Raw genomic sequence first — 22,940 nt, forward strand, 5'->3', positions numbered from 1 at the left:
TCTCTCCTCTTTCATTATAAAATAAATTCACGGTACGGTACGTTCCATACAACCTCATGTGCCAGTCGATGTCCGTCATATCCGTCTTCGCCATAGGCAGTTCCATGATCGGAGAAGGCAAGGCAAAGGGTTTTGCCGCGGCTTCGCAGCGCATCGAACAATATGCCAAGCTGGCTGTCTACGTATCTCAGTGCTGCACGCTGTGACTCAATGGAGTCTTTTCGTGATCCGCCAGGGAGAAAATAATGATTCGGCCCATGAATAGCTGAGACGTTTAGGAACAGAAACAATCTTTCATGGGGATCAGCCTTTTCCAGCAGCTTTAGAGCATGATTAACTTGATGTTCAGTAGAACGAGGGTTGGTAACCCCAAAAGTCATACGCCAGTAGCTTTCTTGAAAATATCCGGGAAGTACTTTTGCCAGCTTGTTTTTCTTAGTGAAAAAGATGACGCCTCCAATACATATCGTTCGGTAACCTGCTTCGGCAAGGCCGCTTACAAGATCAGGTGCATCAAACTGCCACGTATGGGGATGTGTTTTTAAGCCTGTATTTTTGGTATGGAATAATCGCACATGCGATGCTTTATCTGTATTGGCGGGTGTAGGGAGAAAGCCGCCAAAAAAGGCGTGATGTGCAGCATATGTAAAGCTGCCAGGCGTATGCCGTTTCTCCCATGGTCCATCTGCACATAAGTTGCGGCAGTTGGCTTCTTCGAGCTTGGCTACATCATAACGCAGCGTATCGAGCGTAATCATTACAATATCATGGGAGCCCACGATCTGGTTCATATCAATCATCCTGAGCATCCTCTCTACGTAAGCTTTTACTACTTTAAACTAGACATTTGCCATTCGTAAGTATTCATTCCCTTATGCTCGGCATGATAAAGTAAATCGCCGAAGGGATTAACATCGCATATGTAGACCCGGCCCCGTTTTTTTTGTACAAGGACATCAATTCCCGCGACCGACGAACCAGTGAAAGCGGCAAGTGCGGATACTGCGGTAGCTTCAACCTGTTCTTTCAATTCAGTTGGCAGCGTGTCATCTGTTATTAAAAGCCGCTCATTGCGCAAATGCAAATTAGTAATTGGCGTGCGGCTTAGCCTTGCCAATGCATGGCAAGGGGAACCGTTAACGACAAGCTGCCTAATATCGTAGCTGCTGCCATTGATACTGTCTTTTTCAATCCAACGCTCAATTTGAGCACCTTCACGACATACCCAGTCAATAATTAAGCGGATCGTTGAATGATCGGTGTAACGCCGCAATTTACCAGAATTGTAGTAAAGCTGTTCGCCGTTATGTTGTTCTACACCAATCGTTGTAATTGCAATTTCTGAGCCGGTTGCAGGATGCCGCTGATAAGCGATAATGCCTGAGGCTGCAGAGCCATAAGCAAGCTTAATGAACAAGCGGTTCATACGGCTTGATTGAACAGCCGCCAGCAGCGATTCATAATCTTGAATAGAGCCAGCAGGAGCCGGCAGAGCAGGTGTGGGAACACCATTTTGTGAAAGCAGCTGCTGGCAGCGACGCTTGTCGAACATAACAGCAACATCCGCCGGATCGTTGACCCAGCGGATAGGAAAATCACTTTGCTGTGCAGCTTCACGGATCTCGGCCAGCAAGCGGCAGTAGCCAAGGTACCATTGCCCTGGAAAAAGGATTCTTCCATATTGTTCGGGAAGCCGCAATGACTCGGCCGCAGTAACGGATAAACCGCTGCTTAAATCTTTCCTGCTGCTCTCGAATTCTGCTCCCCAAGCAATTAATTCACGCTCCACAAGTGGATTTTCCCCGGGAGCATCCAGCCGGATAATAATAGGCTTGCCCTCAAGGGGTTGTGAGTTTGCTGCCATCTGCTGAATCAATTCACCTAAATGAATAGAACGTTTCAGCAAATCCGAATAAGGAAGCACGACAGCGGGGGGAAGCCCAAGCTTGTGTCTGGCAGCTTGTAGGCCAAGTGTACGTTTGTTGCCCGGGTTCCCAATTATCAAATAGGGCTGTACTGAAGCGGAAGCGGCCATTATTCCGTAATGCAGGGATAGCGCCAGTCATCCTCATCAGCATCTTGTTCATCGCTAAGATCAACAGAAAGACCAGTAGCTTTCCAGCGCTCAATCATTTTTTCGCTCATATAGTGGTAATTAAGATCTAAATGTTTAAGCTTCTTCACCCGCTCGCTCGTTATGAGAGCTTCTGCGCCTACGTCGGTTAGTGTACCGTAAGACAAATCAAGCGTGTCCAATTGGTCAACAATTGGGGAGTCAGCAATCGCAATGGCTATCTCATCCTGAATCTCGCTATTTTTCAAACCCAAATAGGTGAGCTTAGGAAATAGCTCTGGTTTTGCGACTGCCAAAACCTCTTGCAGCGATGCATCAAACCCATAATTATCTACACCGAGATAAAGCTCGAGTCTGCGAAGCTCAGGAAGCTGGGAGCCAGCAATTTGTTTAATTACACTTTTCGGCAATCCGCCGCAAATAATTTTCAGTTCCTGAAGCGCTGCATGCTGGAGGGGCTCAAAGCTTAAATTGGTGCTTCCTTTAACTGTCACGGAACGGAGATTAGGGTAGGCCTCAAGCAGTGGAGCGATGTTTGTCTGATTAATCCAGGATACTTCGCATTCCTCTGATTCCATATCTCCAAGAAATACGCTGCTTAGTCCTGTGAAAATATGTTTGTGTTTAATGAGTGACTCGATGGCATCTTCAGGGCCGTTCTCATAGGCTTGTCCCCAATCGCCGATCGTAAGGACGGAAATATTAGCTGCGTTCGGTTTTTCAGTGAGCTGTTCAATAAGCTGGGAAATGCGAACACCATTTTCATATTCATCGTAATCAACGGATAAGCGAATCTCAATCATTCATAATCCCTCCAAAAGTTTCCATGTCAAAATTAAAAATAACACGCTCTGCTCAGCAGCGTCAATCCAGCTGCTTTCCTGAAAATGATAAAAAAACAATCGAGCATAAAGGCAAAGTTTCCAATAGAGGGTTATACCCAAACTAAGAGAGGCTCAAACATTCTTTTTTTAATGAATTAACAAATCCAAATAATCAAAAGCAGAAGGAAGACGCTGGAATTTTATTGACTAAGAACGTATGTTCCTGTAATATGAATTATAGAACCTATGTTCTCTTTTGGCAAGCCGTAAATATTAAAGGGCAATTAAATATACATGATATCGAAATATTAAAAGTTTATGCATCGTGTTCTCTAGCTGCGATATGTGTAAATAGTCTATGTCACGTATTTTTAAGTGTAATTGGTCCTAGCTGTTTAGAGAAAATTTCATTATTTCCTCCTAACGGCATGAAGGGCGTCCTTTCCTTATTATGGTACTATTATGGTAGTCAGGGAACATTATAAGTATCCGGAGGTAGTCAGTCATGATTGTGTACATAACGGTTAAGAGCCTTGGTAAGAAGAAAAGCTATTTAGATCGTCTCGAGTGGACATTTGCAAATAAACCGGATACGTTGAAAGCGCTAATTACGGACCTGATTACTGTAAATGTTCAGAAATTCAATCAGAAGGAGACGGACGTTCCGCTTGTGCCATATTTGACGCAAAGTGATGTAGAGCTGCAAGCCGAGACGGGAAAAGTCGGTTTTGGCTCTATATATAATGAGCAAAGGGCGAGCTTAGATGAAGCGCTTTGCACCGCATTGCTGGCGTTTGAAGATGGACTATACAAGGTATTCATTAATGGCGATGAAGTCGAACAAATGGATAGTCCTTTAAATATACAGGATGGAGACGATCTCGCATTGATTCGATTTACAATGTTGGCAGGTAGAATGTGGTAGCCAAATTGATTCATAATTCATTTTAGATATACAGGAGGCTGTTACAATATGGAGTTGGAAGCGGGTAAGGAATATTTTAAAGAGATGCTGGATAAAGCGGGTACCTTATATAAGGATGAATCTTATCGCAAGCTTGCCGTTCTAGTAATTGAATCTGCTAAAAATAGATATATGGACAGCGACATGAAGAAAGAATTGAAGCAGCTGTTGACGCAAATAGCAGCAGATGATAATAGCAGTTGGTTTGAGCCACTCGTTATTATTATGGACAAGCTGTTTGATGATCCTTATGCAGCCGTATTCCGTTATATTGTTAACTATTGCGTGGAGTATCCGCACAGCAATGGTTATTTGCGTCGTCCATTCCGCACGTCAAATTTAGAAATACATACAGAAAGAGTGATGGAGAAATGCATCTCACTCTTTTATATGCAGGCGGCGAAATTCAATGTAAAAGATTATTTAACAAAAGTGGATTATTCTTCTCTTTCGAATTACAACCATCTTATGCTTGCCGCAGCAGATATGATTGCCTATGAGATCGACAGAGGCAACGAAGAAACATTTGAATATTTAAGAGAAATTATATATGGGGACAATAACACCGCACTGCTTTCCCGTTCTATGATTTCCGGTATATTTTTGAGCCACAGTAAGCGGGCTTATCATATGATAGGCGAGCTTCTTGTTGCTGCCCGACTGCAAGAAGGCCTCAGACAAAGTATTGTCGAGCAAATGGACTCGGGTACGATTGAGGCTATGATATTTATGCTGAAAATTGTGGAGGACAATAATTTAATCCGCTTTAGTTCAGTTGTTCGTGCGCTGGACGTGTGGACAGGCATGAATTTGGAGGCTGCTAATGCGCGTGTAGCGAAGCAATGTCTAAGCTATGCAACCCAGTCTCTTAGTAATAAGGCACTATGTGAGCAGTGGCTGCAAAGCAGCAACGTAAATGAAGTATTTATGGCTTTGTGGGCGACAGCTGTTCATGAGGAAGATGATTTGAAAGACAAGATCGCGTATTTAATGGCAAGTCAAGAAACGTACCGTAAAGTGGTAGCCCAGTATGTTCTTGCACAGAGCACCAATACAGCGATGCGTTTTGCCATTGCTAGAAATTGGCTTGATGAGACAGATTTTGAACTACAGTATTGGCTTCTTGATAATTATGCCTATGGATACAGCTATGAATGGCATATGGATCGAGACAATACGTTGACCTATACAAGTACGCCTTTGCTTGAAGAGAAATCGGAGCGACAAAGTCATTTCCTGAAATTTTCCACGATGCTGTCCGGGATGAATGAAAAGGAAATTACGAGAAACTCCCGTGTATTTGATTGGAGAAGTTATACGCTACGTGCCGATGATATAGTAAGTAAAATGCTTTATCTTATTGCTTACGATATGGACAATGAAATGATTGCTGAAATGATAGCTATTAAAGATACATTGAGCCCTAGCATGCGGGGCGAGCTGTTAAAGTATTTCCTTCCCGATCTAAAAAATAGAGCACAGCGAGGCTTTTTGTTTGCAAGCCTTTCAGATAAAAGTACAAGCAATCGTGAAATCGCGATTAGTAAAGCTGCCAAGCTTCAACTTAATGAGGAGGAGCTTTCCTCCATATCCGCTCTTCTAAAGCTTAAGAAGGGAGCGCTTCGCCAAGGTGCCATTGAGCTCCTTCTTAATCAGCCAGCGTCCAGTCTTAAGGCTGTAACAAAGGAACTGCTGCAAAGTAGGGTGGAGCTGCAGCGTCTGGCTGCGTTGGAATTGCTGACTGAGATGAAGGAAGACGAGCAGCACGCAAAGCTGTTTGCGGAGCTACAGGATCAGGTAGAAGTCCTTACTGAGCCAACGGATAAGGAACGGCTATTACTAGCGAAGCTGAAGCAAGAGACCACCTATTCTTTAACAAATGGTTTCGGCTTGTACAACCTTTTGGAGAAAGTGGATCGGCTTTTGCAAATAGAACCATTGCCGTTGTCAGCGTTGGAAGAAGTTAAGCAATATTTTACGTTGCCGGTGGACAAAATGCAGCGTTTTCTGGAAGGGTTATCTGAGCTTGTGCACGAGTATCGGGAGCATGAGTATGAAATTCAAGATTATTATGAGGCTAAACAGTCTGTACTACTCGGGACAAGGCTGTCCACCACTAGCTGGCGCTATGATCCCGAAGATCCAACACCCGTATTGGATCGGTACCCCCTTGCTGAAGTATGGAGAAGTTATTTGGATTCGAGCGGCTTTGGCCCGCTTGAGCTAATGCAGCTGGAGTTTTATCGTCAGGCCAATTTCTTGCATCGCTGCTGCACGGGAGAATTGAACAGCTGGGAAATGTACAGGTCCAACGTTAAGGTGATAGAGAACTGGGGTAAGGAACTGATTGAAGCCATTTATCCAATGAATAAGGTGGCGGAAATGCAAGCGATTTATAAGCAATTGAATTATGAGAATCAGGTCAATGAAATTATTGGCGCTTATATTTCAGATAGTGATAAGCGGGAGCGTTTTGACAAGTCGAATCATGCGCTGCGTTTAATTATTAGCTGCTTTCCGTATGACAAAGAGGATGAATACCAAGGCATTTTAAATGCATTGACGAGTTTCTGGCGAAGCTGGCAAAAGTCTGAATTGCATAGCGATGATGCATTCAAAACGTATTTTGAAGTTTATTACTGGTTATTTGCGCTTCAGGAATACGATGGTTATTTGCTTGGAATTGAGGATTTTGCAAGGGCGTACAGCTTGGAAATACTGACCGAACATGAACTTATTCGATTATTAATGTCCAGACCAAGAAGCGATAATTATATTAGGGAAATGACTAGCCCGAAAAATCATGTTTTAGACTCATATCCAGCAATTGAAGCTATTAAAAATCGGATTATCGAGCGGATTTTGGAAATTGAACTTAATCGCGGTGATCTTCCGACAGATGTCACCAAGCTCGCAACAAGCATTTCACATATTCAGGGGACTTCTTATTTCCTTCGTATTTTGACAGGATTGGATAAAGAATCATTCGTTCGGGGCTACATTTATAGCTATGGCAAAGATACGACGAAGAAAGAATCGTTCAGCCAAATGCTTAAAGTATGCCACCCTGCTGCGGGGGAAAACGAGGAGACATTGAAAGAGCTGCTTAAAGGTAGCAAAATAAGCGAGGTCAGACTGCTTGAAGCAGCGATGTATGCACCGCAATGGGTTGATATTATAGCAAAATATTTGGGCTGGGATGGTCTGCGAAGTGCAGCCTGGTATTTTCACGCTCATATTAATGAGACGTTTTCAGGGGAGAAAGAAACGATTGTAGCACATTATTCTCCGATTTTGCCGGAGGACTTCAACGATGGCGCATTCGATGTGAACTGGTTCCATTCGGCCTATAAAGAACTGGGAGAGACACGGTTTGATCAACTCTATCAGTCTGCAAAATACATTTCGGCTGGTTCCAATCACAGACGCTCTCAATTATTTGCCGATGCGGTTCTGGGCAAGCTTAAGCTTGCAGATTTGAAAAAATCAGTAGCAGATAAGCGCAATAAAGATCATTTGCTGTGCTATAGCCTAGTTCCATTGGAGCAAGACAAGCAGCGTGATGTACTGGAGCGTTATGAATTTATTCAGCAATTTCTTAAAGAAAGCAAAACATTCGGAGCCCAGCGCCGAGCTACAGAGTCAAAAACAAGCTCTATTGCATTGGATAATTTAGCCCGAAATGCAGGGTATACAGATGTTGTTCGTTTAACCTGGGATATGGAAGGGCGGAAAATAGACGAGCTTCTGCATTACTTTGATCCAGTCGCTTTGGACGAGGATGTGACGGTACAGCTTATTATTGATGAAGAAGGAAAAGCAGAAATCCGTTTGCTCCGCAAAGACAAGGAGCTTAAGTCGGTTCCGGCCGCTTTTAAAAAGCATGAATACATGGAGACGTTAAAACAAATTAAATCGGAGCTTTCCGATCAATACAAGCGGGCGCGCAAGGAGCTTGAACGCTCCATGGAAACAGGAAGTCTCTTCACTAAGGAAGAGATTAACAAGCTCGCGAAAAATCCGGTTATTGCACCTTTAATTAGAACATTGGTATTTGGTGCCAATGGGAAGCTCGGTTATTTTGAAAATGGGGCGCTGCTGGGAGCAGATGAGGGGTCATGTGAAGTTTGCGAAGGCGAGGAGCTGTTTATTGCCCATCCTCTGCATTTGCTAAATAGCGGACAGTGGAGTTTGTACCAGAAGGATATGTTTGATAGGCAGTTGAAGCAGCCGTTCAAACAAGTATTCAGGGAGCTGTATATACCGAATGCTGATGAACTGGCTAGTGGTGCGATATCCCGCAGATATGATGGACACCAGGTACAGCCTCGTAAAACCGTTAGCTTGCTGAAAAGCCGTTTATGGACGGTAAGCTATGAGGAGGGGCTGCAGAAGGTTTATTACAAGGAAAATATCATTGCGAGCATTTATGCGCTTGCTGATTGGTTCTCGCCATCGGATGTCGAATGCCCGACGATCGAGACCGTCCGTTTCTTTGACCGCCATACGTATAAACCGATTGATATTGAAAATGTGCCGCCGCTCGTCTTCTCTGAAGTGATGCGTGATGTGGATTTAGTCGTCAGTGTGGCGCATGTAGGCGGAGTAGATCCTGAGGCCAGTCTAACAACGATTGAAATTCGCCAAGCTATCGTTCGTGAATCGTTGCGCTTGCTCAAAATTGACAATGTAAGATTGGAAGGCAATCATGCTTTAATTGCAGGTCAATTAGGTGAATACAGCGTTCATCTGGGCAGCGGTATCGTATATAAACAGGCTTCTGGTGCCATTGCCATTATTCCGGTTCATTCCCAGCATCGCGGCAAGCTGTTTCTGCCGTTTATAGATGAAGATCCAAAGACAGCAGAGATTTTATCCAAAATTGTTCTGCTTGCACAAGATACAAAAATTAAAGATCCGCAAATTCTTGAGCAGATTAAACGGTAAAAAAATCAGGCATTTTATAAAGGAAAAAGAGGCGCAGATTTTAAAATTCTGCTCCTCTTTTTTAAAAAAGTGGATTTACCTATTAGGACTAAAAAATAGCAGCTTATTGTTTAGCAACAAGCAGAACCCGGCTGATCGATTGCTCGCTAAGCTTGGATGCTGTTTTGCCATTGCTGCTCAGTTGGAACAACTGCCCGTAGCCAGCATCCTTAGAGTCGTCATTGATGTAGTAAATGCCATCAACGTCTTCACTAAGCTGCATATAGTCCCAGTTCAATCCAGGTATTTTTTGAACCGACAAATCCGAGTTCAGCAAATAGCTGGCATTGTCACCGAAAAAGATTGTAGAAGCGATTTTTCCGCCTGACATAATGTTGTATACGGAATGAAGCTTAGAAATGTTAAGATTTTTTTTGCTGGTAACTTTATTGTTTTTTATCGTGGCAACATAACCTTTGTCTGCTGAATCAATAAAAGCCACTTTGTCTGTGCCTACATTTGCAATATCATAGACGCCTGTGCTGTGCAGGGAGAAGGTTTTGCCGCTTGTGTTCAAGAGGTAGCCTTTACCGGTGTTATAGTTGAAATGCCCTTCGGAATCAAGGCGAATGCCTTTGTTGAAGAGGTAGTACGTATTTGTTGCCCAAATACCGGAATATGCAGCATTTGCATCAATTGGAGCATTTAAGTTAAGGGCTTTAGCTGCGCCGCCTTTTTTAGGAACGCTATAAAGCACGATGCAATCAAGCGAATACATTTGTTCTTCCGGCTTGGTATTGACAATAATATTGACGGAATTAGCAGTTGTTTGGATATGGTGATCCTGCTCAATCGCACCCGCTGCAATGTATTGCACTTGTCCTGCGCCTGTAACTGCTTTGGAGGCTACCCATGTGGAACGACCATTACGCACGGTATTGTAATAGATTTTTCCATCAATGATTTTGAATTCTTCAAAGTCTGTATCAGCTTTATCAGCGATTTGTTTTGCTTCCGATACAGCAGCAGCATTAGCAGGAACAGAATAGATTTTCCCAGCGCTTGTCATGTAGTAAAGCGTTCCATTCACAATGGAATAGTGCAGCACATCGTTATAAAATACTTCATCTTCGGTTGCTGTGCCGTCGATCGGCAAACGCAGCAGCGTAGTTGATCCGCTGTAGGACAAATAATACAAATAGTTGCCACCGCGATTCAGTGCAGTACCAGGAACGTCAAAATCCTCCATTATGAGAGCGGCACCAGTGCCATCTGTTTTAATACGGAACAGGTCTTGGTCAGATGTGTAATAAACATAACCGCTGGCGTTTGCTGCTGCCTCGGCTGTCGGTACTGTTACTGTGCCGAAGCTAGTAAACAGCAGGGTGAGAATAAAAAGCATGCAAACATTCTTTTTTGTAAAAAGGTGAAGCTTATTCATTACTTAATCTTCCTTTCTAGTGCTGTGGGATAGTATTTGCTGTAAACAACTCTCTTTTAGTGAAAAAAAGGAAGCTGCTTGAATACTTATCGGTTTATAGGGCGAAAAACATTATACTAATAATATAATTATTTATACAAATTTTATTGAATAAACATGGGAGATGCTGGTGCGAGTTGTGTTATTTGGCGGTTGATGAGGCAAGATTAGCGAGAAACTGCAGGACAGCAGCACTTAATTGTTCAAGTCCTGGCTGTTCAATCGGAAAATGTCCGGCTCCTTCCAGCAACACCAGCTTTTTCGGACAAGCCAATCTATTATAGAAGCTTTCACTAAAAGCATACGGGGTCATGGGATCGGCTTCTGGGTGAACCAGCAGTACAGGACAGGAATTAAAGTTTTCTGGCTGCACTTCCGGTGTCATGTTCAGAAAAGTTCTTAGCAATTTAAGAGGCACACGGGTTGCTGCTGCACGGGGATCCTCCATAATAAGCTGAGCTAATTCAGGATGGTTGGCTATTAGATTCATGCGCGATACTTTGGAAACAGGCAGCCGAAATGAATCTAGTAAAATTGGGCATGCATCCATTAGCCATTTGCCATACACCGCTACATATTTATTAGGGGCAAGCTGGAGGCGCATAGCAGCGTCACTAGTATCTACGAAGGTTGTAGCAATTAGACCTTGCACATATGGACTACGGGCAGCAACATGATAGGCGAGCATGCCCCCAATGCTGGCGCCGAGCAGTACGATAGGTTTGCCATCACGTTTATATTCGCTTTCAACTAAATCAACTAAAAGCTGAATCCAGTCTTCATAACGAATCGATTTGGAGGGAGGGCTTAATTGGCTGAGCCCATAGGGAGGAAGGTCCGGTGCAAGCATTTCATAGCCGTACTTTTGCAGCATCTTGCCATAAGGGGCGAATAAACGGCCATTGCCTCCAGCGCCATGCACGAGTACAATTTTGAGCGGACTTTCGGGTGCGAGCAAACGATCTAAGTGAATTTCACCATTATTCCATTGCCACCATTCTTCAGTAGGCAGGTTGTTTTCTTTTAGCTGTATTTCTGCAGGGAAAAATCGTTGATAGCTCTCCCAGTAGCTGCTGTTATTATTGTAATTCCTTTGATTGTTCATCGTTGATCGCTCCTATTCTGCTATCTATTATGAATGGATGAATTCATAAATAGCAATGCAGGCTTATAGGTCGAAACGGCCAATTTTCGTAATCCGATGCCATTTTATTTCGGAGGCGACGACAGCAAGCAGCACGAGCGCTGCTCCGACATAGCCCTGCGGCGGCAAAATTTCATGTGCAAACCAAAAGCCTACGGCTGCCGCAAACACAGGCTCCAAGGCGAAAATAAGCCCCGTTCGCGTTGGTGTCGTGTATTTTTGGGCAATGGGCTGAATAATGAAGCCAAAGCCGCTGCATAAAAGGCTTAGCGCAAGCACAGCGCCCCAACTGGCAGGCGTTTGCGGCAAAGTCGGGGTCTCAAACAGCAGCATGCCGATTAAGCCAAAACCGCCCGCAAAGCCTAGCTGTAAAATGCCCAGATTCAGCGTGTTTGAAGCTTTCGCCGCCGAGTTCGTTAATATAATATAAAGGGCATAAAAAGCAGCTGACAGCATGCAAAGGATATCTCCACCCCCGATGCTGAATGGCAGTTTTAGCGTCAGCAGCGCGATGCCGGTAAGGGCCAGCACAACACTGAGCCGCATGGATGGAGCAAGCTTCTGCTTGAACAGCAGAACCGACAGCAGCGGAACGAAGATGACGGTCATGCTAACGAGGAAGCCGGCATTAGACGTCGTAGTCGTCTTAAGTCCGAACATGATGCAGGCAAAAACGGCGAATAGCAGGAAGCCGAGCATCGCACTATATTTAATCGTGCGCCAATCTACCTTGCGCAGCGATTTCCAGAAGAGAAGAGACGTCAGCAGAAAGGCGAGTCCGAAGCGCAGGGCAATTAAATTAAATGCAGCAATGGATTCAAGCCCTATTTTCATAAATAAGTAAGAACAGCCCCAAAATACGGTTGCGAGCACGATGAGTAATTCGGCGTTTCTAGATTTCATGAGATTTATCTTCTCCGACTTTAATAGAATAGGCTTATGGGCCGAAACCTAGTATACTGGGGTTTGATATATAAGTATAACGAGGATTTCTTATTTTAAGCATGAGAAATGCTCATGTAAATAGAGGAGACGCAGGATGAGCATTAATAAATATGAAATATTCGTACAGGTTGCGCGGCTTGGCAGTTTAACGAAGGCGGCGGAAACGCTCGGTTTTACCCAATCGGGCGTTAGCCACGCGATCAACAGCTTGGAGAGTGAAATCGGCTTTAGGCTGCTGCAGCGCAGCCGTGCGGGCATTCAATTGACAGCGGAAGGCGAGCGGCTGCTGCAGCCGATGCGCGAGGTGCTGCAAGCCAATGTTCGATTACAAGAAGAGATCGCTGCAATCAGGGGGCTGGAGGCTGGTACGATTCGTATCGGCACGTTCACAAGCGTATCCGTCCACTGGCTGCCGCGGATGATGAAAGCTTTCCTGAACGATTATCCGCAAATTGAATTTAAGCTGATGGAGGGAGATTATCAGGAGGTTGAGGAATGGCTGGAGGAGGGGCAAATCGACTGCGGTTTCTTCTCTTTGCCCACGAGTGACAAGCTGGAGGTGTTCCCACTAAAAGAAGATCGGATGCTGTGCATATTGCCCCAGGATCATCCGATGTGCGGAGCCGCTTTTTTTCCGCTTGCACGGCTTGCAGAGGAACCCTTCATTATTCCTAAAGCGGGCTCGGATCATGACGTTCGGCGTGTGCTTAAGAAGGCGGCGATTACGCCAAACGTCAGATTTGAGGCGGGTGATGATGCGGCTATTATTGCCATGGTTGAACAGGGACTGGGCATTAGCATATTGCCCGAGCTCGTAATTGAAGGGCGCAAGCATCATGTCCACGTCATGGAGCTGGAAGAACCAAGCTTTCGGTCGCTTGGCATCGCCGTCCATTCTATGAAGTTTTGCTCGCCTGCTACGAGGCGATTCCTTGCCCATGTACAATCATGGCTGGACAAGCAGCAGCTATTGCAGGCCATTAACGCATAACTAAGGTGTGGAATCCATTAGCGCTGTGAAGTCTATCAAAAATTCAATTACAGGGTAAGATATTGGATAGGTGCAAGATTGATAAGATTGGCACAAAGTGGAATACTGGTACATAAGGAGCGTGAAGCAGATGGCAAAAAACCATGAGCAGATGGCGAATAAAAAGGTTGTTTTGAGCAGCATCAATCCAAAGGATAAAGGTTCCTTTAACCATAAGGAAGAGGTGGAGAAGGAAGCGCTGAAGCTGAAGGAGGAATTGGAGCAGCTTCAGGAGAAGCTCGCGGCTGCGAAGGAGCAGGCGGTGCTGTTCGTCATTCAAGGGATGGATTGCAGCGGGAAGGATGGCGTAACGAAGCATGTGTTTGCCGGGCTGAACCCGCAGGGCGTGTCCGCTCACAGCTTCAAGGCGCCGACGGATGTGGAGAAGCGGCATGATTTTATTTGGCGGGCGCACAACAACGTGCCGGAGCTGGGCCAAATCGCGATTTTCAACCGTTCTTATTATGAGGATGTTTTGATTACAAGGGTGCATGGTGCAGTGTCCGACCAAGAGGCAAAGCGGCGCTTTAAGCACATTAACCATTTTGAGTCGCTGCTTGCGGATAGCGGGGTTAAGGTTGTCAAAATCTTTTTGCACATTTCCAAGGAGTTTCAGCTGGAGAAGCTGAAAAGCCGAATCGAGGATTCTTCGAAAAATTGGAAGTTTGACCCGTCGGACCTCCAGGAGCGGAAATACTGGGAGCAATATCAGGGCTATTACGAGCAGCTGTTTGAAAAATGCAGCAAGCACGCGCCTTGGCATATCGTACCATCCGACCATCGCTGGTACCGCAATTATGCCGTGCTGCGCATTGCTGTGGACGCCTTGAGAAGCATGGAGCTACAGGACCCACCAGCGAATCCGGAGCTGAAAGCTTTTCTGAAGGAAATCAAGGAGCAGGAGCGGTCATAACGGATGCGTCTTTAGTGAATGCGTTCAGAATGAATAATAAACGAAAATAACCGGCTATGGTGCATCGCAAATCACAACGCGGTACATGGCCAGTTATTTTTTTACAAGCCGAATCAATCGCTAGCTAAAGAAAAAATCCAAATATTGCTGTCCATGCTCGCGTCCTATAATCGCCGGGGCAAGCTCCATTGCGCGTTCAATAAACTCGCTCTTTACTTCGGAATCCTCGTCTGTAGCATCGAGCTCAAATTCCTCTTCCTCGACCTTCATCAATGCAGTGGTCATGGCGAAAAAGTCGGACAGTGAGGCAGCGATTTGCGAATGCCGCTTCTGAATGCTGCCGTATACCGGCCCTTGCGGATCGGCCGAATCAACGATAAGCGCATCGCCATTGTAATCGGCGAAGACGATCCAGCCAGCTGGCCATTTTGGATCAGGAGCGAGTCCGGAAGCCGTCATAATCCAGCGCCAGCCCTGCTGCGCCCGTTCCAGCTCCGGCAAACGGAAAAATTGCACGGCCAGAACACCGCCAATCATCGGATGCTCCTGCAATTCTATACAGCTATAAAAGGTGTGCAGCGCTTCTCCAAGTGGAAGCGGCTCCTGAACGGGCAGCGGCTTTTCATGATAATAAACCTCGCCAAGGTCAATGTCATGCCTTCCAAATACGGAAGCGAATTGCTGTAGTTGCGTCATTAATGTACGGTTTACGCTCATGTAGCGTTCCCCCTCGTCGTCCATTTTTCCAAAATATCAATTAAATCTTCCTTTAATAAATCTACACGGTAGCTCAGCTTTTTCTTGCGCAGCTTCTCTTCCAGCAGGTCCACAATAACGAGCAGATCCGCTTTAAACAGCTGCTGCTGCTCCTGTAAAGGCAGCTCTCCCTCCGCTCTCGTAAAATGCCTGGTCACCTCTAGTTTAAGCTCGCCCTTGCGGGAAGCCAGCTTGCCGACAGCGAATTTCGGCTTTATGTAATACCCTTGCTCGAACCCGTCCGGAACATCGTTTTGCTCGTGAAAATATTCATACTGCAGCGTACGCTCGGCATCATCATGATGGCTAAAGAAGCAATAAATACCGATGTAGCTAAAAGAATCGCCGTAAAGCTGCTGACGCATATGTTCATCCAGTGCGCTCCGCAGCTCGCTCAGGCTGTTTATGAAAGGCTTGGCTGACAGCTGATAGTTGCCGGAGCGGACGAGGCGCAGCGGATTTTTCGGCAGCAGATTGCGCTGGGAAGCAAAGGCGGCAATGCCATAATCGTTGTTGTCGCTGCCTTCATGGATGACGAAGCTGTCTTGCCGCTTGCTCCAGCCTTTGCAGGAGCCTTCGATCTGCTTGAAGGTGCGGGTGCGCAGCTCGGTGTAGAAGGAGCCGTTGATCCATTTTTCCGCAACTGCCTCTACGGGTGTCAAAGAAGCTCCCCAGCCAGTAATAGCAAGCGCCTCGCATACACGTACAAGCTCATTCCACTGCTTGATGTTGGCATAATGAAAAAGCCGATGATATTCGGCAATGAGCAGCTCGCGAAGCTCGTCCATAACCGGAGCCGCTTGAATGACTTCGTTCAGCTGCTCCAGCGTTTCTGTTTCAAAGATGGATCTAAGCATCGTAAATTCCCCCTGTAAAAAAAATAGTAATCAGAGGCACCAGGTTATCTCTTATTATGCCATACCATTCCTTGAATTTCCTGTTTAACGGATGTAGGAAAAAACCTTCGAGGTCCGCAAGCAGCACAAGCGGAGTCGAAGGTTCATCTGTGCTGATATCAGCAAATTGAAATCAGTAAACGGAAATCAGCATACTGAAATTAGGTCGTAGCTTTCTGGAGCAGCGCTACTTCCAGCTCATAGTTGCAGCGCTCGATCGGCTCGTTGTTGATTAGGCGAATTAAATAGTTCATAGCGGTGCTGCCGAGCGTATAAATTTGCTGGGAAACGGTGGTCAGCTCAGGATATACCATATCCATTCGAACACCGTCGAAGCCAATTAGCTTCACTTGGGAGGGGACGGATACGCCGAGCTCATGCAGCGCCTTAAGCGCTCCCGCGGCCATAAGGTCATTGCCGGCGAATACGCCGTCCACATCGGGATGCTGGCGAAAAATATTTTTCATTGCCTCGTAGCCTCCTGCAACGCTGAAGTGGCCGAATGCGGTTAGGCTGGGCGTAAACCACGGCAGGTCAGAGCACATTTCCTCATAAGCGAGCGTCCGCTCACGTGCAGAATGCACATGCGATGGCCCGCATATATGGGCGATTTTGCCGCAGCCAGCGTCCAGCAAATGCTGCACGGCGAGCTGTCCGCCATAGCGGTTAGCTGCTGTAATCGTAACAATTGGATGGTCAGGAAAGCTTTTATCAATGACGACGATCGGAATCGACCGTTTTTGCAAGGCAATAATCTGCTCGGGTGAAATCATATAAGAGGAAACGATAATGCCATCAATTTGTTTATTGATTAACGCTTCAATATACCTTTTTTCCTTGTCGGGATTATTGTCCGTGTTGCAAAGGACGAGCGTATAGCCTTGGGATGCGGCTGCATCCTCAGCAGCACGGGCAATTTCCGGGAAAAAAGGGTTCAAAATGTCGGGTACCATTAAGGCGACTGCAGCTGTTTTTTTGCCCGCAAGGCTTCTGGCAATCGTATTAGGCTTGTAGTTCAGCTTCTCGGCAGCGGCTTGAATGGCGGCTTCCGCTTCCTTGCTTACATATCCGCTTTTATTGTACAGCCGAGAGACAGTGGCAACCGATACGCCAGCCAGCTTGCTGACATCTCTGATCGTGGTCATAGGGGCTAGATCCTTTCAATAGTGAGCTTTAGTGTGATGCTTGCTGGATGAAAGCTTCGACATCCTTGCGGAGCGGCATTCCGCTTTGTGCACCTAGCTTGGTGACGGATAGTGCGCTTGCGGCAACGGCAAACTGGACAGCTTCCTCTAGAGCGGCTCCTTCGCTTAGCTTCACAGCCAATGCACCGTTAAACGTATCGCCTGCACCAGTCGTATCTACAACTTCGACCTTATGTCCCGTTACATGGCCTTGCGTCCCATCCGCCGATTTGTAATAAGCGCCGTTGCTGCCTGCTGTCATTACGATTGGATGCGGATACTGCTCCAGTAAAGATTCCGGCGTAGTCTGGCGCTCTAAATCTGTCACAATAGCCAGCTCAGATTCATTTGGCGTAATGAGATGCAGCTGGGCTAGCAATTCCTCCGGCAATCTCACAGCAGGCGCCGGGTTCAAAATAACAGGTACGCCGAGTGAATGCGCGAGCTTAATGGAAGCTTCGACCGTTTCAAGCGGGATTTCATGCTGCAGCATGACCATATCTGAGGCAGCGATGACATCCTTCAGTGCAAGGACATCTTCTGGAAGCAAGCAGTGGTTTGCTCCTGGAATAACGATAATGCGATTGTCGCCTTCGGTGACGGTAATAGCAGCGATGCCGGTAGCTTTATGAGGAACCGTTTTCACATATTGCATATCGATACCCTCAGCGCCAAGCGCGTCCCTTAGCTGCTGCGCCATCGTATCCTCGCCGACACAGCCGATCATTGTAACCGCAGCGCCAAGTCTTGTGCAAGCGACTGCCTGATTAGCGCCTTTTCCGCCTGTAAAGCTGGAAAAAGCGTTGCCAATCAACGTCTCCCCTTGATTCGGCATCACATCCGTTTCTGTAACCATATCAATATTCAAACTGCCAATAACGGTAATTTTTGCTTGAGACATAGAAACACCTCTTGTTTTTGATTATGTGATGTGTAATCGGTTACACATGGTTGCTTCTCATTTTAAATAGCCCGTGTGTCATTGTCAACTATCAAACTTTACGATGAAGCTAGTTCTATTGGCATAGCTGAGGCAAATAATCAGTCGGCAGACTGATATTATCGGGTTATAGCCGTATGATACAATTGTGAAATCATGTTTTTTGAGTTCCGGGGCATAATGGCCTTGGCTGGGAGGTGCTTTTATGGGGAATGCAGGACTTACATATAAGCTGATGACGGATCATGGGGAATTTAAGAAAGAAGAGATTAATATGTCGGTTATCACGGATATCATATATGGATTTGAACTGGATTATGAGGATTTTATCGTGCTTGAGCCGAGCTTGCCGCTGGAAAACAGCATCTATTTGCAGGCTGCAACCGTAGGGAAAGGCATGAGCGGCTTCGTTGTGGAAATCCGGTTCGTGTATGCCGATGATTCATTCAAACACTATGAATACAAAACGACGGATAAAGGCGAGATTGTTCGAATGTTTCTTGAATATTGGGGAGCACAGAAGCTGCCTGACCACTCGCAATGGAATGATGTTACAAGCATGTTCACGTAATTGTTACATAAGCTTAAGCGGAGGAGTAACATGCAGTACAAGCGTTTTATTCTTTTTTCAATCGTCATAATGGCCTTGCTTATTTTACTCGTTAATACGAGCTTGTTTCAGGAAAATGCGGCTAAGGCAGCTTCCCATTACTATGTTCGCTCACATTACGCGAGCAGCGAGTTTACTTTTCTAAAAATTGTTTATGATACTGGCCACGGTAATTACACGGTTACATATAAGGACAATACGGAGCAGCAGTTTAGCTTTACGATGGCTCCGCGCTATTTTCCTGTATTTGTGCGTTATGATCCGCTGAAGAGTCCCTCTAAATAACAAAAGTTCCGACCCCTATCAGTGGAGGTTCGGAACTTTTTTATTTAGTCATTTTTAATGAGCAGGCTCATATAGCCTAGCGTATGATAGCCTTGCTTTTTAAAATCATCGAGGATGTTTTTAAGAAACAGCGCGGTATGTTCATAGTTTTTAGTATAAGATTGAATGAGCTTTACGGTCAGTTCCTCGGTTAATTGCTGATGGTGCGCAGCTATGCCGATAAGATGCAGCTTGATCATGGCAAATTCGGCCACGAGCATTTGATAGCTGTCAAAAACGGGGATGTTCACATGCATTTCCGCAAGCATCCGGCTATATAAATGATTCAAAATGAAATTCTCTAAAACGTGCGCATGCTGATCCATAAATGGCTTGTAATAATGCTCGTAAGAGTAATCGTAGGTACCCGCAATTGCTTCCAATGAACTTCCATTTCGCGTCATTCCTTGTTTATAATCATGGATACACTCTCGGTAGCGGGCATTCCATATCGTATCATCCAAAATATCCATCAAATAATTATTCAAATATTGCAGTTGAAAAATAGGATCTAGCGGATACACATTATAACTGCGCAGCTCATCGTTGTGGGCAACCTCTTCCCTGAACTGAACGCATAAATGTGGCAGCTCCTTATATTTTTTCTCATCCATCAGCAAGTTGACATTATCGCAGAACACACCAAGCAGAATAAGGCGATGGGGCAGGCTGAATTCCCGATATTTCATAATCTCCATCATCATCTCGCGTATTTCAGGAAAGTAGAACTCCGGGCGATTCGGATCCAGAGTAGCGGCTGCTTTATGTTTATAGGTAACGGAGCCAATGTGAGCTAAATCGACGTCTACTAATTCCATCGCTTGCTCATCAAGCAATACTAATCGGGCCACCTCCGGGCAAGAAAGCTGGGCCGTCATTTCCAAGGCATTGCCTGCCTGATTAATGACACGGGGGTAGGTTCGGCATGTTTGGGACAGGTATGATTCGCCGAGTTCTAATTGAATCGAGCACATTCCATGATCAAGCATGGCACAATCGCCTGTATTCGGGTTCAACTGCATTTCAGCATAATCTTGAACGCTGCCCTGCGGTTTAATGGATAAGTTTTTCTTCAATTTGCGCCTTAAGCTAGTATTGGTTACTGATTGGTATTTCGTGTAGGTATGTTTATCAATACTGATCCCCCACCAAGCGCAGCAAGTATCTTCACAGGCGGAACCAATGCAAGCAAACTGCTTCATGTATTTTGGGACTTTATGTTGTGGAGATGTCATGTGAACCTTGAAACCTCACTTTCTTATTTGTTTTAAACATTATATATTTCAAAAATAGTGTATTAAGAAGAATAAATTCATGTCAAGCTGTATTTAAGTTAAAAGTTACAACACAAAATCCCGAACACTCCATATACATGGGATGCTCGGGATTTTTTTATAGCTTGCTAGCTCAACTATTTAATTAGAAGAACCGAGCTCCGCCACAACATCATCCATTTTCATGCTGCTTGCTAGAGGGCCGGAGCTGATCCAATGTCTTGCATTTACGAAAATGACATGGCCCGCTTTAACGGCCGGTACCGATTTCCACACGGCGGATTGCTCAATCGCGCTGAAGCTTTCCTTCGCCTGTTTAATTTCCTCGTCCGTGCTGCCGGCTCCACCGAGCGTAACGAATAAATAGTCAGCCTGCAATTCGGGCAGCATCTCCAGCGAAATCGTCGCATTTTGAAAATTAGGCTGCTCCTGATGCCACTTCTCAACGGTTGGATCCAGCTTTATTCCAAGCTCGTTATATAGAACGCCGGGATAGGTTGGCCATTCGATTTGCGTTTTTTCATCGATATAATTAGGGAAATAGACTCGGAAATCTTTGGCGGTCATGCGGATGAAAGCTGCACTTTTGCCTTCCGATAGAATAGGGTTCAGAGCTGTTCTCGCATCCGCAGCCTGCTTATCATAAGCGCTGATGACCGATTGTGCTTGATCCTCCATACCCAACGCTTGTCCAATAGCTGCAAGCGAATTTCTCCAATCCTCACGATCGTATACGATGGTTGGCGCGATTTTGGAAAGATTATCATAACCTTCTTGCATAATCGCGGTGCTCGCAATAATCAAATCCGGCTGAGCTGCAACGATCGCTTCGAGATTCAGGTTATCGCCCCAAATTTCCAAAGTGGCACCTTGCTCTTTAAGTTTGTCGTTTAAATAATAGCCTTCGCCAATCGACATTCCGAATACCATCGGTACATTTAAAGCGAGCAGCATATCCTCCAAATTAATGGAAGCAATCCGCTCAGGGCCCGCTGGAAGCTCAGTTGTGCCGAAGGGATGTGTAACCTTGAGCGGCTGTTGATCGGAAGAAGTCTCCGGTGAAGAAGCGGAAGGTGAAGCGGTCGAGACAGGGTTAGAAGCCGAACTAGACGGCTGCCCGCTTCCTGAGTTGTTCCCACACGCTGACAACAGCACAATAGCGGCAGCAAGAGCAATATACAGGAAGGAATGACGGTGCAAATACATGATGAAACCTCCGTTTTGACAATAATGGTCAGGCTTATAATGATCAAAACGTATTATACGCTCCCGCCGCTTTGCAAAACATGGACATTCGTGTTTAGTTCGTTCTAAATAATTCTTCTACCTGTTCTACCATGAGATTGTGGGCAAAAGGGGAGTAGTCCAGCCAGGGGCATTCCTGTATTCGCCGCACATTTCCCGCTTTTACAGCTTTAAGCTTTGTCCATACGCTGCTATGCTGAAGCTGCCGCCACATTTGCTGAGAGGCTTGGTCAGAATCAATAATAAGCAGCAGACGATCTCCCGTAAAAATAGGCATCTCCTGCTCCTTAATCTCACGTAAAATCGATATGTTTTCTAAGTCATAAGGGCAGTTTAATTTCAAATCCTCATATAAGACAGCCCCTCCGTTACGTCGTCCATATACAACGATATGTCCCTGCATGAGATGAACAATTGAAATCGTATCCCCTTGAAAAAGCTTCCTGACCCGCTCCCCGGCATAAGCCGCCTTCTGATCATAATTCGCGAGCCAGCATGCAGCGTCCTCTCCTTTGCCAAGCAGGGCTGCAATTTGCCTAAACTGCTGCCGCCAGTCTAGCTCAAGCCAAGGAATGACGACGGTGCGGGCGATTTTGCCGATGGAGCCTATAATCTGTTCATTCACCATATCGTCGCATAAAATGAGCTCGGGCCTAGCCTGCTGAAGCGCACTGCGATTATAATCAACTAAATCCGGCTCCATTCGTTTGGATCGTCGAAGCGGATAGGGAATATGCTGAAAAAAAGCATGGCGGTGCACGTCCCTTTGCGGATCGACCTGTGCGGCACACGGAATAATGCCTAAAGCAAGCAAATGTCCGGCATAGGGAAATGAAAAGGAAGCAATTCGTGTATTCGTCCACGCTGCATATTGTTTTGGCGTTATGCCTGCCGCTTTCTTAAACTTACGGCTGAAATAAAATTCATCCTCAAAGCCGACCTTTTCGGCAATTTCCTTAATCCGCAAATTAGAATGCAGCAGCTGCTCCTTCGCTTTGTTGATCCGGATGCTGTTCAAATAATCAATGGGGCTTTGCCCGATCCAATGCTTGAATTGATGGGAGTAATGCCATAGGCTCATGCCTGCGATGGAGGACAGCTTCTGCCGGGTCATGACTTCCGCATATTTTTCATTCATATAATGGATGGTTCGGTCGATCATGGCTTTCGCTTCCGAAGGCCAGTTTTCGTTTTCGCTCAAAGCAGCGGCCTGCTGCTCGAACTCTGCTTCGGTGGTCTGTTTCTTCCAATAACTGTAACCGCCGTCCGCTTGCAGGACGGAAGCTGGTTTTCTCATTTTCGCGTCCTCCTTTTAAAGAAGCTTCTTCATTTATATTTTTCAACAGCTTAGCGCTAGCGTTCACTTTTCTGCTTGCTAATCATTTAATGAGAATTGTTATCAATTGTAGTT

19 protein-coding genes are annotated in these 22,940 nt (G+C 45.7%); 6 read left to right on the forward strand and 13 right to left on the reverse strand.

Annotated elements, in window-relative coordinates:
- Positions 1 to 14: 14 nt before the first annotated feature.
- From ASF12_RS32960 to ASF12_RS32970, 3 genes are read right to left on the reverse strand one after another with little or no spacing between them, the layout of a single operon-like run.
- On the reverse strand, positions 15 to 800 hold the full coding sequence (locus ASF12_RS32960; protein ID WP_056043862.1) for an STM4013/SEN3800 family hydrolase: 786 nt from the start codon (positions 798 to 800) through the stop codon (positions 15 to 17).
- 29 nt (positions 801 to 829) lie between these two features.
- Positions 830 to 2,005, reverse strand: a complete 1,176-nt coding sequence (locus tag ASF12_RS32965) for an STM4014 family protein (RefSeq protein ID WP_235533356.1) — start codon at positions 2,003 to 2,005, stop codon at positions 830 to 832.
- A 29-nt stretch (positions 2,006 to 2,034) separates the two neighbouring features.
- Positions 2,035 to 2,877 (reverse strand): STM4015 family protein, encoded by an 843-nt coding sequence (locus ASF12_RS32970; protein ID WP_056043867.1) that lies wholly within the window; start codon positions 2,875 to 2,877, stop codon positions 2,035 to 2,037.
- 526 nt (positions 2,878 to 3,403) lie between these two features.
- On the opposite strand from ASF12_RS32970, the gene ASF12_RS32975 reads away from it, so the two are divergent.
- Both ASF12_RS32975 and ASF12_RS32980 read left to right on the forward strand, forming a co-directional pair.
- Positions 3,404 to 3,823 (forward strand): hypothetical protein, encoded by a 420-nt coding sequence (locus ASF12_RS32975; RefSeq protein ID WP_056043869.1) that lies wholly within the window; start codon positions 3,404 to 3,406, stop codon positions 3,821 to 3,823.
- 48 nt (positions 3,824 to 3,871) lie between these two features.
- A complete protein-coding gene (locus ASF12_RS32980) occupies positions 3,872 to 8,809 on the forward strand; it encodes a DUF4132 domain-containing protein (RefSeq protein ID WP_056043872.1) in 4,938 nt (1,645 codons plus the stop codon).
- Between the two features lie 103 nt (positions 8,810 to 8,912).
- On the opposite strand, the gene ASF12_RS32985 is transcribed toward ASF12_RS32980, so the two are convergent.
- From ASF12_RS32985 to ASF12_RS32995, 3 genes are all read right to left on the reverse strand, one after another.
- Positions 8,913 to 10,190: a DUF5050 domain-containing protein gene (locus ASF12_RS32985; RefSeq protein WP_235533357.1), complete on the reverse strand. Its 1,278-nt coding sequence runs from the start codon at positions 10,188 to 10,190 to the stop codon at positions 8,913 to 8,915.
- 220 nt (positions 10,191 to 10,410) lie between these two features.
- Positions 10,411 to 11,373, reverse strand: coding sequence for an alpha/beta hydrolase (locus ASF12_RS32990; RefSeq protein ID WP_056043878.1), 963 nt, complete (start codon positions 11,371 to 11,373; stop codon positions 10,411 to 10,413).
- Between the two features lie 63 nt (positions 11,374 to 11,436).
- Entirely contained in the window at positions 11,437 to 12,315 is an 879-nt protein-coding gene (locus ASF12_RS32995; RefSeq protein WP_056043880.1) for a DMT family transporter, read from the reverse strand.
- Between the two features lie 136 nt (positions 12,316 to 12,451).
- On the opposite strand from ASF12_RS32995, the gene ASF12_RS33000 reads away from it, so the two are divergent.
- Both ASF12_RS33000 and ASF12_RS33005 read left to right on the forward strand, forming a co-directional pair.
- Complete coding sequence (locus ASF12_RS33000) at positions 12,452 to 13,348, forward strand: LysR family transcriptional regulator (RefSeq protein ID WP_056043883.1); 897 nt, start codon at positions 12,452 to 12,454, stop codon at positions 13,346 to 13,348.
- Between the two features lie 130 nt (positions 13,349 to 13,478).
- Positions 13,479 to 14,300, forward strand: a complete 822-nt coding sequence (locus ASF12_RS33005) for a PPK2 family polyphosphate kinase (RefSeq protein WP_056043884.1) — start codon at positions 13,479 to 13,481, stop codon at positions 14,298 to 14,300.
- A gap of 120 nt (positions 14,301 to 14,420) precedes the next feature.
- On the opposite strand, the gene ASF12_RS33010 is transcribed toward ASF12_RS33005, so the two are convergent.
- From ASF12_RS33010 to rbsK, 4 genes are all read right to left on the reverse strand, one after another.
- Positions 14,421 to 15,017: a hypothetical protein gene (locus ASF12_RS33010; RefSeq protein WP_056043887.1), complete on the reverse strand. Its 597-nt coding sequence runs from the start codon at positions 15,015 to 15,017 to the stop codon at positions 14,421 to 14,423.
- Positions 15,014 to 15,913 carry a hypothetical protein gene (locus tag ASF12_RS33015; protein WP_056043890.1) on the reverse strand — a complete coding sequence of 300 codons (900 nt, stop codon included), beginning with the start codon at positions 15,911 to 15,913 and terminating at the stop codon, positions 15,014 to 15,016. The genes ASF12_RS33010 and ASF12_RS33015 overlap by 4 nt, the downstream gene beginning before the upstream one ends.
- 200 nt (positions 15,914 to 16,113) lie before the next feature.
- Entirely contained in the window at positions 16,114 to 17,097 is a 984-nt protein-coding gene (locus tag ASF12_RS33020) for a LacI family DNA-binding transcriptional regulator (RefSeq protein WP_056043894.1), read from the reverse strand.
- Between the two features lie 28 nt (positions 17,098 to 17,125).
- Positions 17,126 to 18,037 (reverse strand): ribokinase, encoded by a 912-nt coding sequence (gene rbsK / locus ASF12_RS33025; protein ID WP_056043897.1) that lies wholly within the window; start codon positions 18,035 to 18,037, stop codon positions 17,126 to 17,128.
- A 244-nt stretch (positions 18,038 to 18,281) separates the two neighbouring features.
- Here rbsK and ASF12_RS33030 point away from each other — a divergent pair, with 244 nt between their 5' ends.
- Positions 18,282 to 18,647: a hypothetical protein gene (locus tag ASF12_RS33030; RefSeq protein WP_056043900.1), complete on the forward strand. Its 366-nt coding sequence runs from the start codon at positions 18,282 to 18,284 to the stop codon at positions 18,645 to 18,647.
- Between the two features lie 30 nt (positions 18,648 to 18,677).
- Complete coding sequence (locus ASF12_RS33035; RefSeq protein ID WP_056043903.1) at positions 18,678 to 18,971, forward strand: DUF3139 domain-containing protein; 294 nt, start codon at positions 18,678 to 18,680, stop codon at positions 18,969 to 18,971.
- Positions 18,972 to 19,015: 44 nt separating this feature from the next.
- Here the strand turns inward: ASF12_RS33035 and fliB are convergent, their stop codons facing one another.
- From fliB to ASF12_RS33050, 3 genes are all read right to left on the reverse strand, one after another.
- Complete coding sequence (gene fliB / locus ASF12_RS33040; RefSeq protein WP_327204964.1) at positions 19,016 to 20,245, reverse strand: flagellin lysine-N-methylase; 1,230 nt, start codon at positions 20,243 to 20,245, stop codon at positions 19,016 to 19,018.
- A 180-nt stretch (positions 20,246 to 20,425) separates the two neighbouring features.
- Positions 20,426 to 21,490: an ABC transporter substrate-binding protein gene (locus tag ASF12_RS33045; protein ID WP_056043908.1), complete on the reverse strand. Its 1,065-nt coding sequence runs from the start codon at positions 21,488 to 21,490 to the stop codon at positions 20,426 to 20,428.
- A 94-nt stretch (positions 21,491 to 21,584) separates the two neighbouring features.
- A complete protein-coding gene (locus ASF12_RS33050) occupies positions 21,585 to 22,826 on the reverse strand; it encodes a helix-turn-helix domain-containing protein (protein WP_056043911.1) in 1,242 nt (413 codons plus the stop codon).
- Between the last annotated feature and the right edge of the window lie 114 nt (positions 22,827 to 22,940).

It is taken from the genome of Paenibacillus sp. Leaf72 (assembly GCF_001422685.1).
GTDB lineage: Bacteria > Bacillota > Bacilli > Paenibacillales > Paenibacillaceae > Pristimantibacillus.

Bases quoted from the DNA above. Each gene is read 5' to 3' on its own strand.
- ASF12_RS32960 (WP_056043862.1), bottom strand. From the start codon at position 800: ATGATTGATATGAACCAGATCGTGGGCTCCCATGATATTGTAATGATT.
- ASF12_RS32970 (WP_056043867.1), bottom strand. From the start codon at position 2,877: ATGATTGAGATTCGCTTATCCGTTGATTACGATGAATATGAAAATGGT.
- ASF12_RS32975 (WP_056043869.1), top strand. From the start codon at position 3,404: ATGATTGTGTACATAACGGTTAAGAGCCTTGGTAAGAAGAAAAGCTAT.
- ASF12_RS32980 (WP_056043872.1), top strand. From the start codon at position 3,872: ATGGAGTTGGAAGCGGGTAAGGAATATTTTAAAGAGATGCTGGATAAA.
- ASF12_RS32985 (WP_235533357.1), bottom strand. From the start codon at position 10,190: ATGCTTTTTATTCTCACCCTGCTGTTTACTAGCTTCGGCACAGTAACA.
- ASF12_RS32990 (WP_056043878.1), bottom strand. From the start codon at position 11,373: ATGAACAATCAAAGGAATTACAATAATAACAGCAGCTACTGGGAGAGC.
- ASF12_RS32995 (WP_056043880.1), bottom strand. From the start codon at position 12,315: ATGAAATCTAGAAACGCCGAATTACTCATCGTGCTCGCAACCGTATTT.
- ASF12_RS33000 (WP_056043883.1), top strand. From the start codon at position 12,452: ATGAGCATTAATAAATATGAAATATTCGTACAGGTTGCGCGGCTTGGC.
- ASF12_RS33005 (WP_056043884.1), top strand. From the start codon at position 13,479: ATGGCAAAAAACCATGAGCAGATGGCGAATAAAAAGGTTGTTTTGAGC.
- ASF12_RS33010 (WP_056043887.1), bottom strand. From the start codon at position 15,017: ATGAGCGTAAACCGTACATTAATGACGCAACTACAGCAATTCGCTTCC.
- ASF12_RS33015 (WP_056043890.1), bottom strand. From the start codon at position 15,913: ATGCTTAGATCCATCTTTGAAACAGAAACGCTGGAGCAGCTGAACGAA.
- ASF12_RS33020 (WP_056043894.1), bottom strand. From the start codon at position 17,097: ATGACCACGATCAGAGATGTCAGCAAGCTGGCTGGCGTATCGGTTGCC.
- rbsK (WP_056043897.1), bottom strand. From the start codon at position 18,037: ATGTCTCAAGCAAAAATTACCGTTATTGGCAGTTTGAATATTGATATG.
- ASF12_RS33030 (WP_056043900.1), top strand. From the start codon at position 18,282: ATGGGGAATGCAGGACTTACATATAAGCTGATGACGGATCATGGGGAA.
- ASF12_RS33035 (WP_056043903.1), top strand. From the start codon at position 18,678: ATGCAGTACAAGCGTTTTATTCTTTTTTCAATCGTCATAATGGCCTTG.
- fliB (WP_327204964.1), bottom strand. From the start codon at position 20,245: ATGACATCTCCACAACATAAAGTCCCAAAATACATGAAGCAGTTTGCT.
- ASF12_RS33045 (WP_056043908.1), bottom strand. From the start codon at position 21,490: ATGTATTTGCACCGTCATTCCTTCCTGTATATTGCTCTTGCTGCCGCT.
- ASF12_RS33050 (WP_056043911.1), bottom strand. From the start codon at position 22,826: ATGAGAAAACCAGCTTCCGTCCTGCAAGCGGACGGCGGTTACAGTTAT.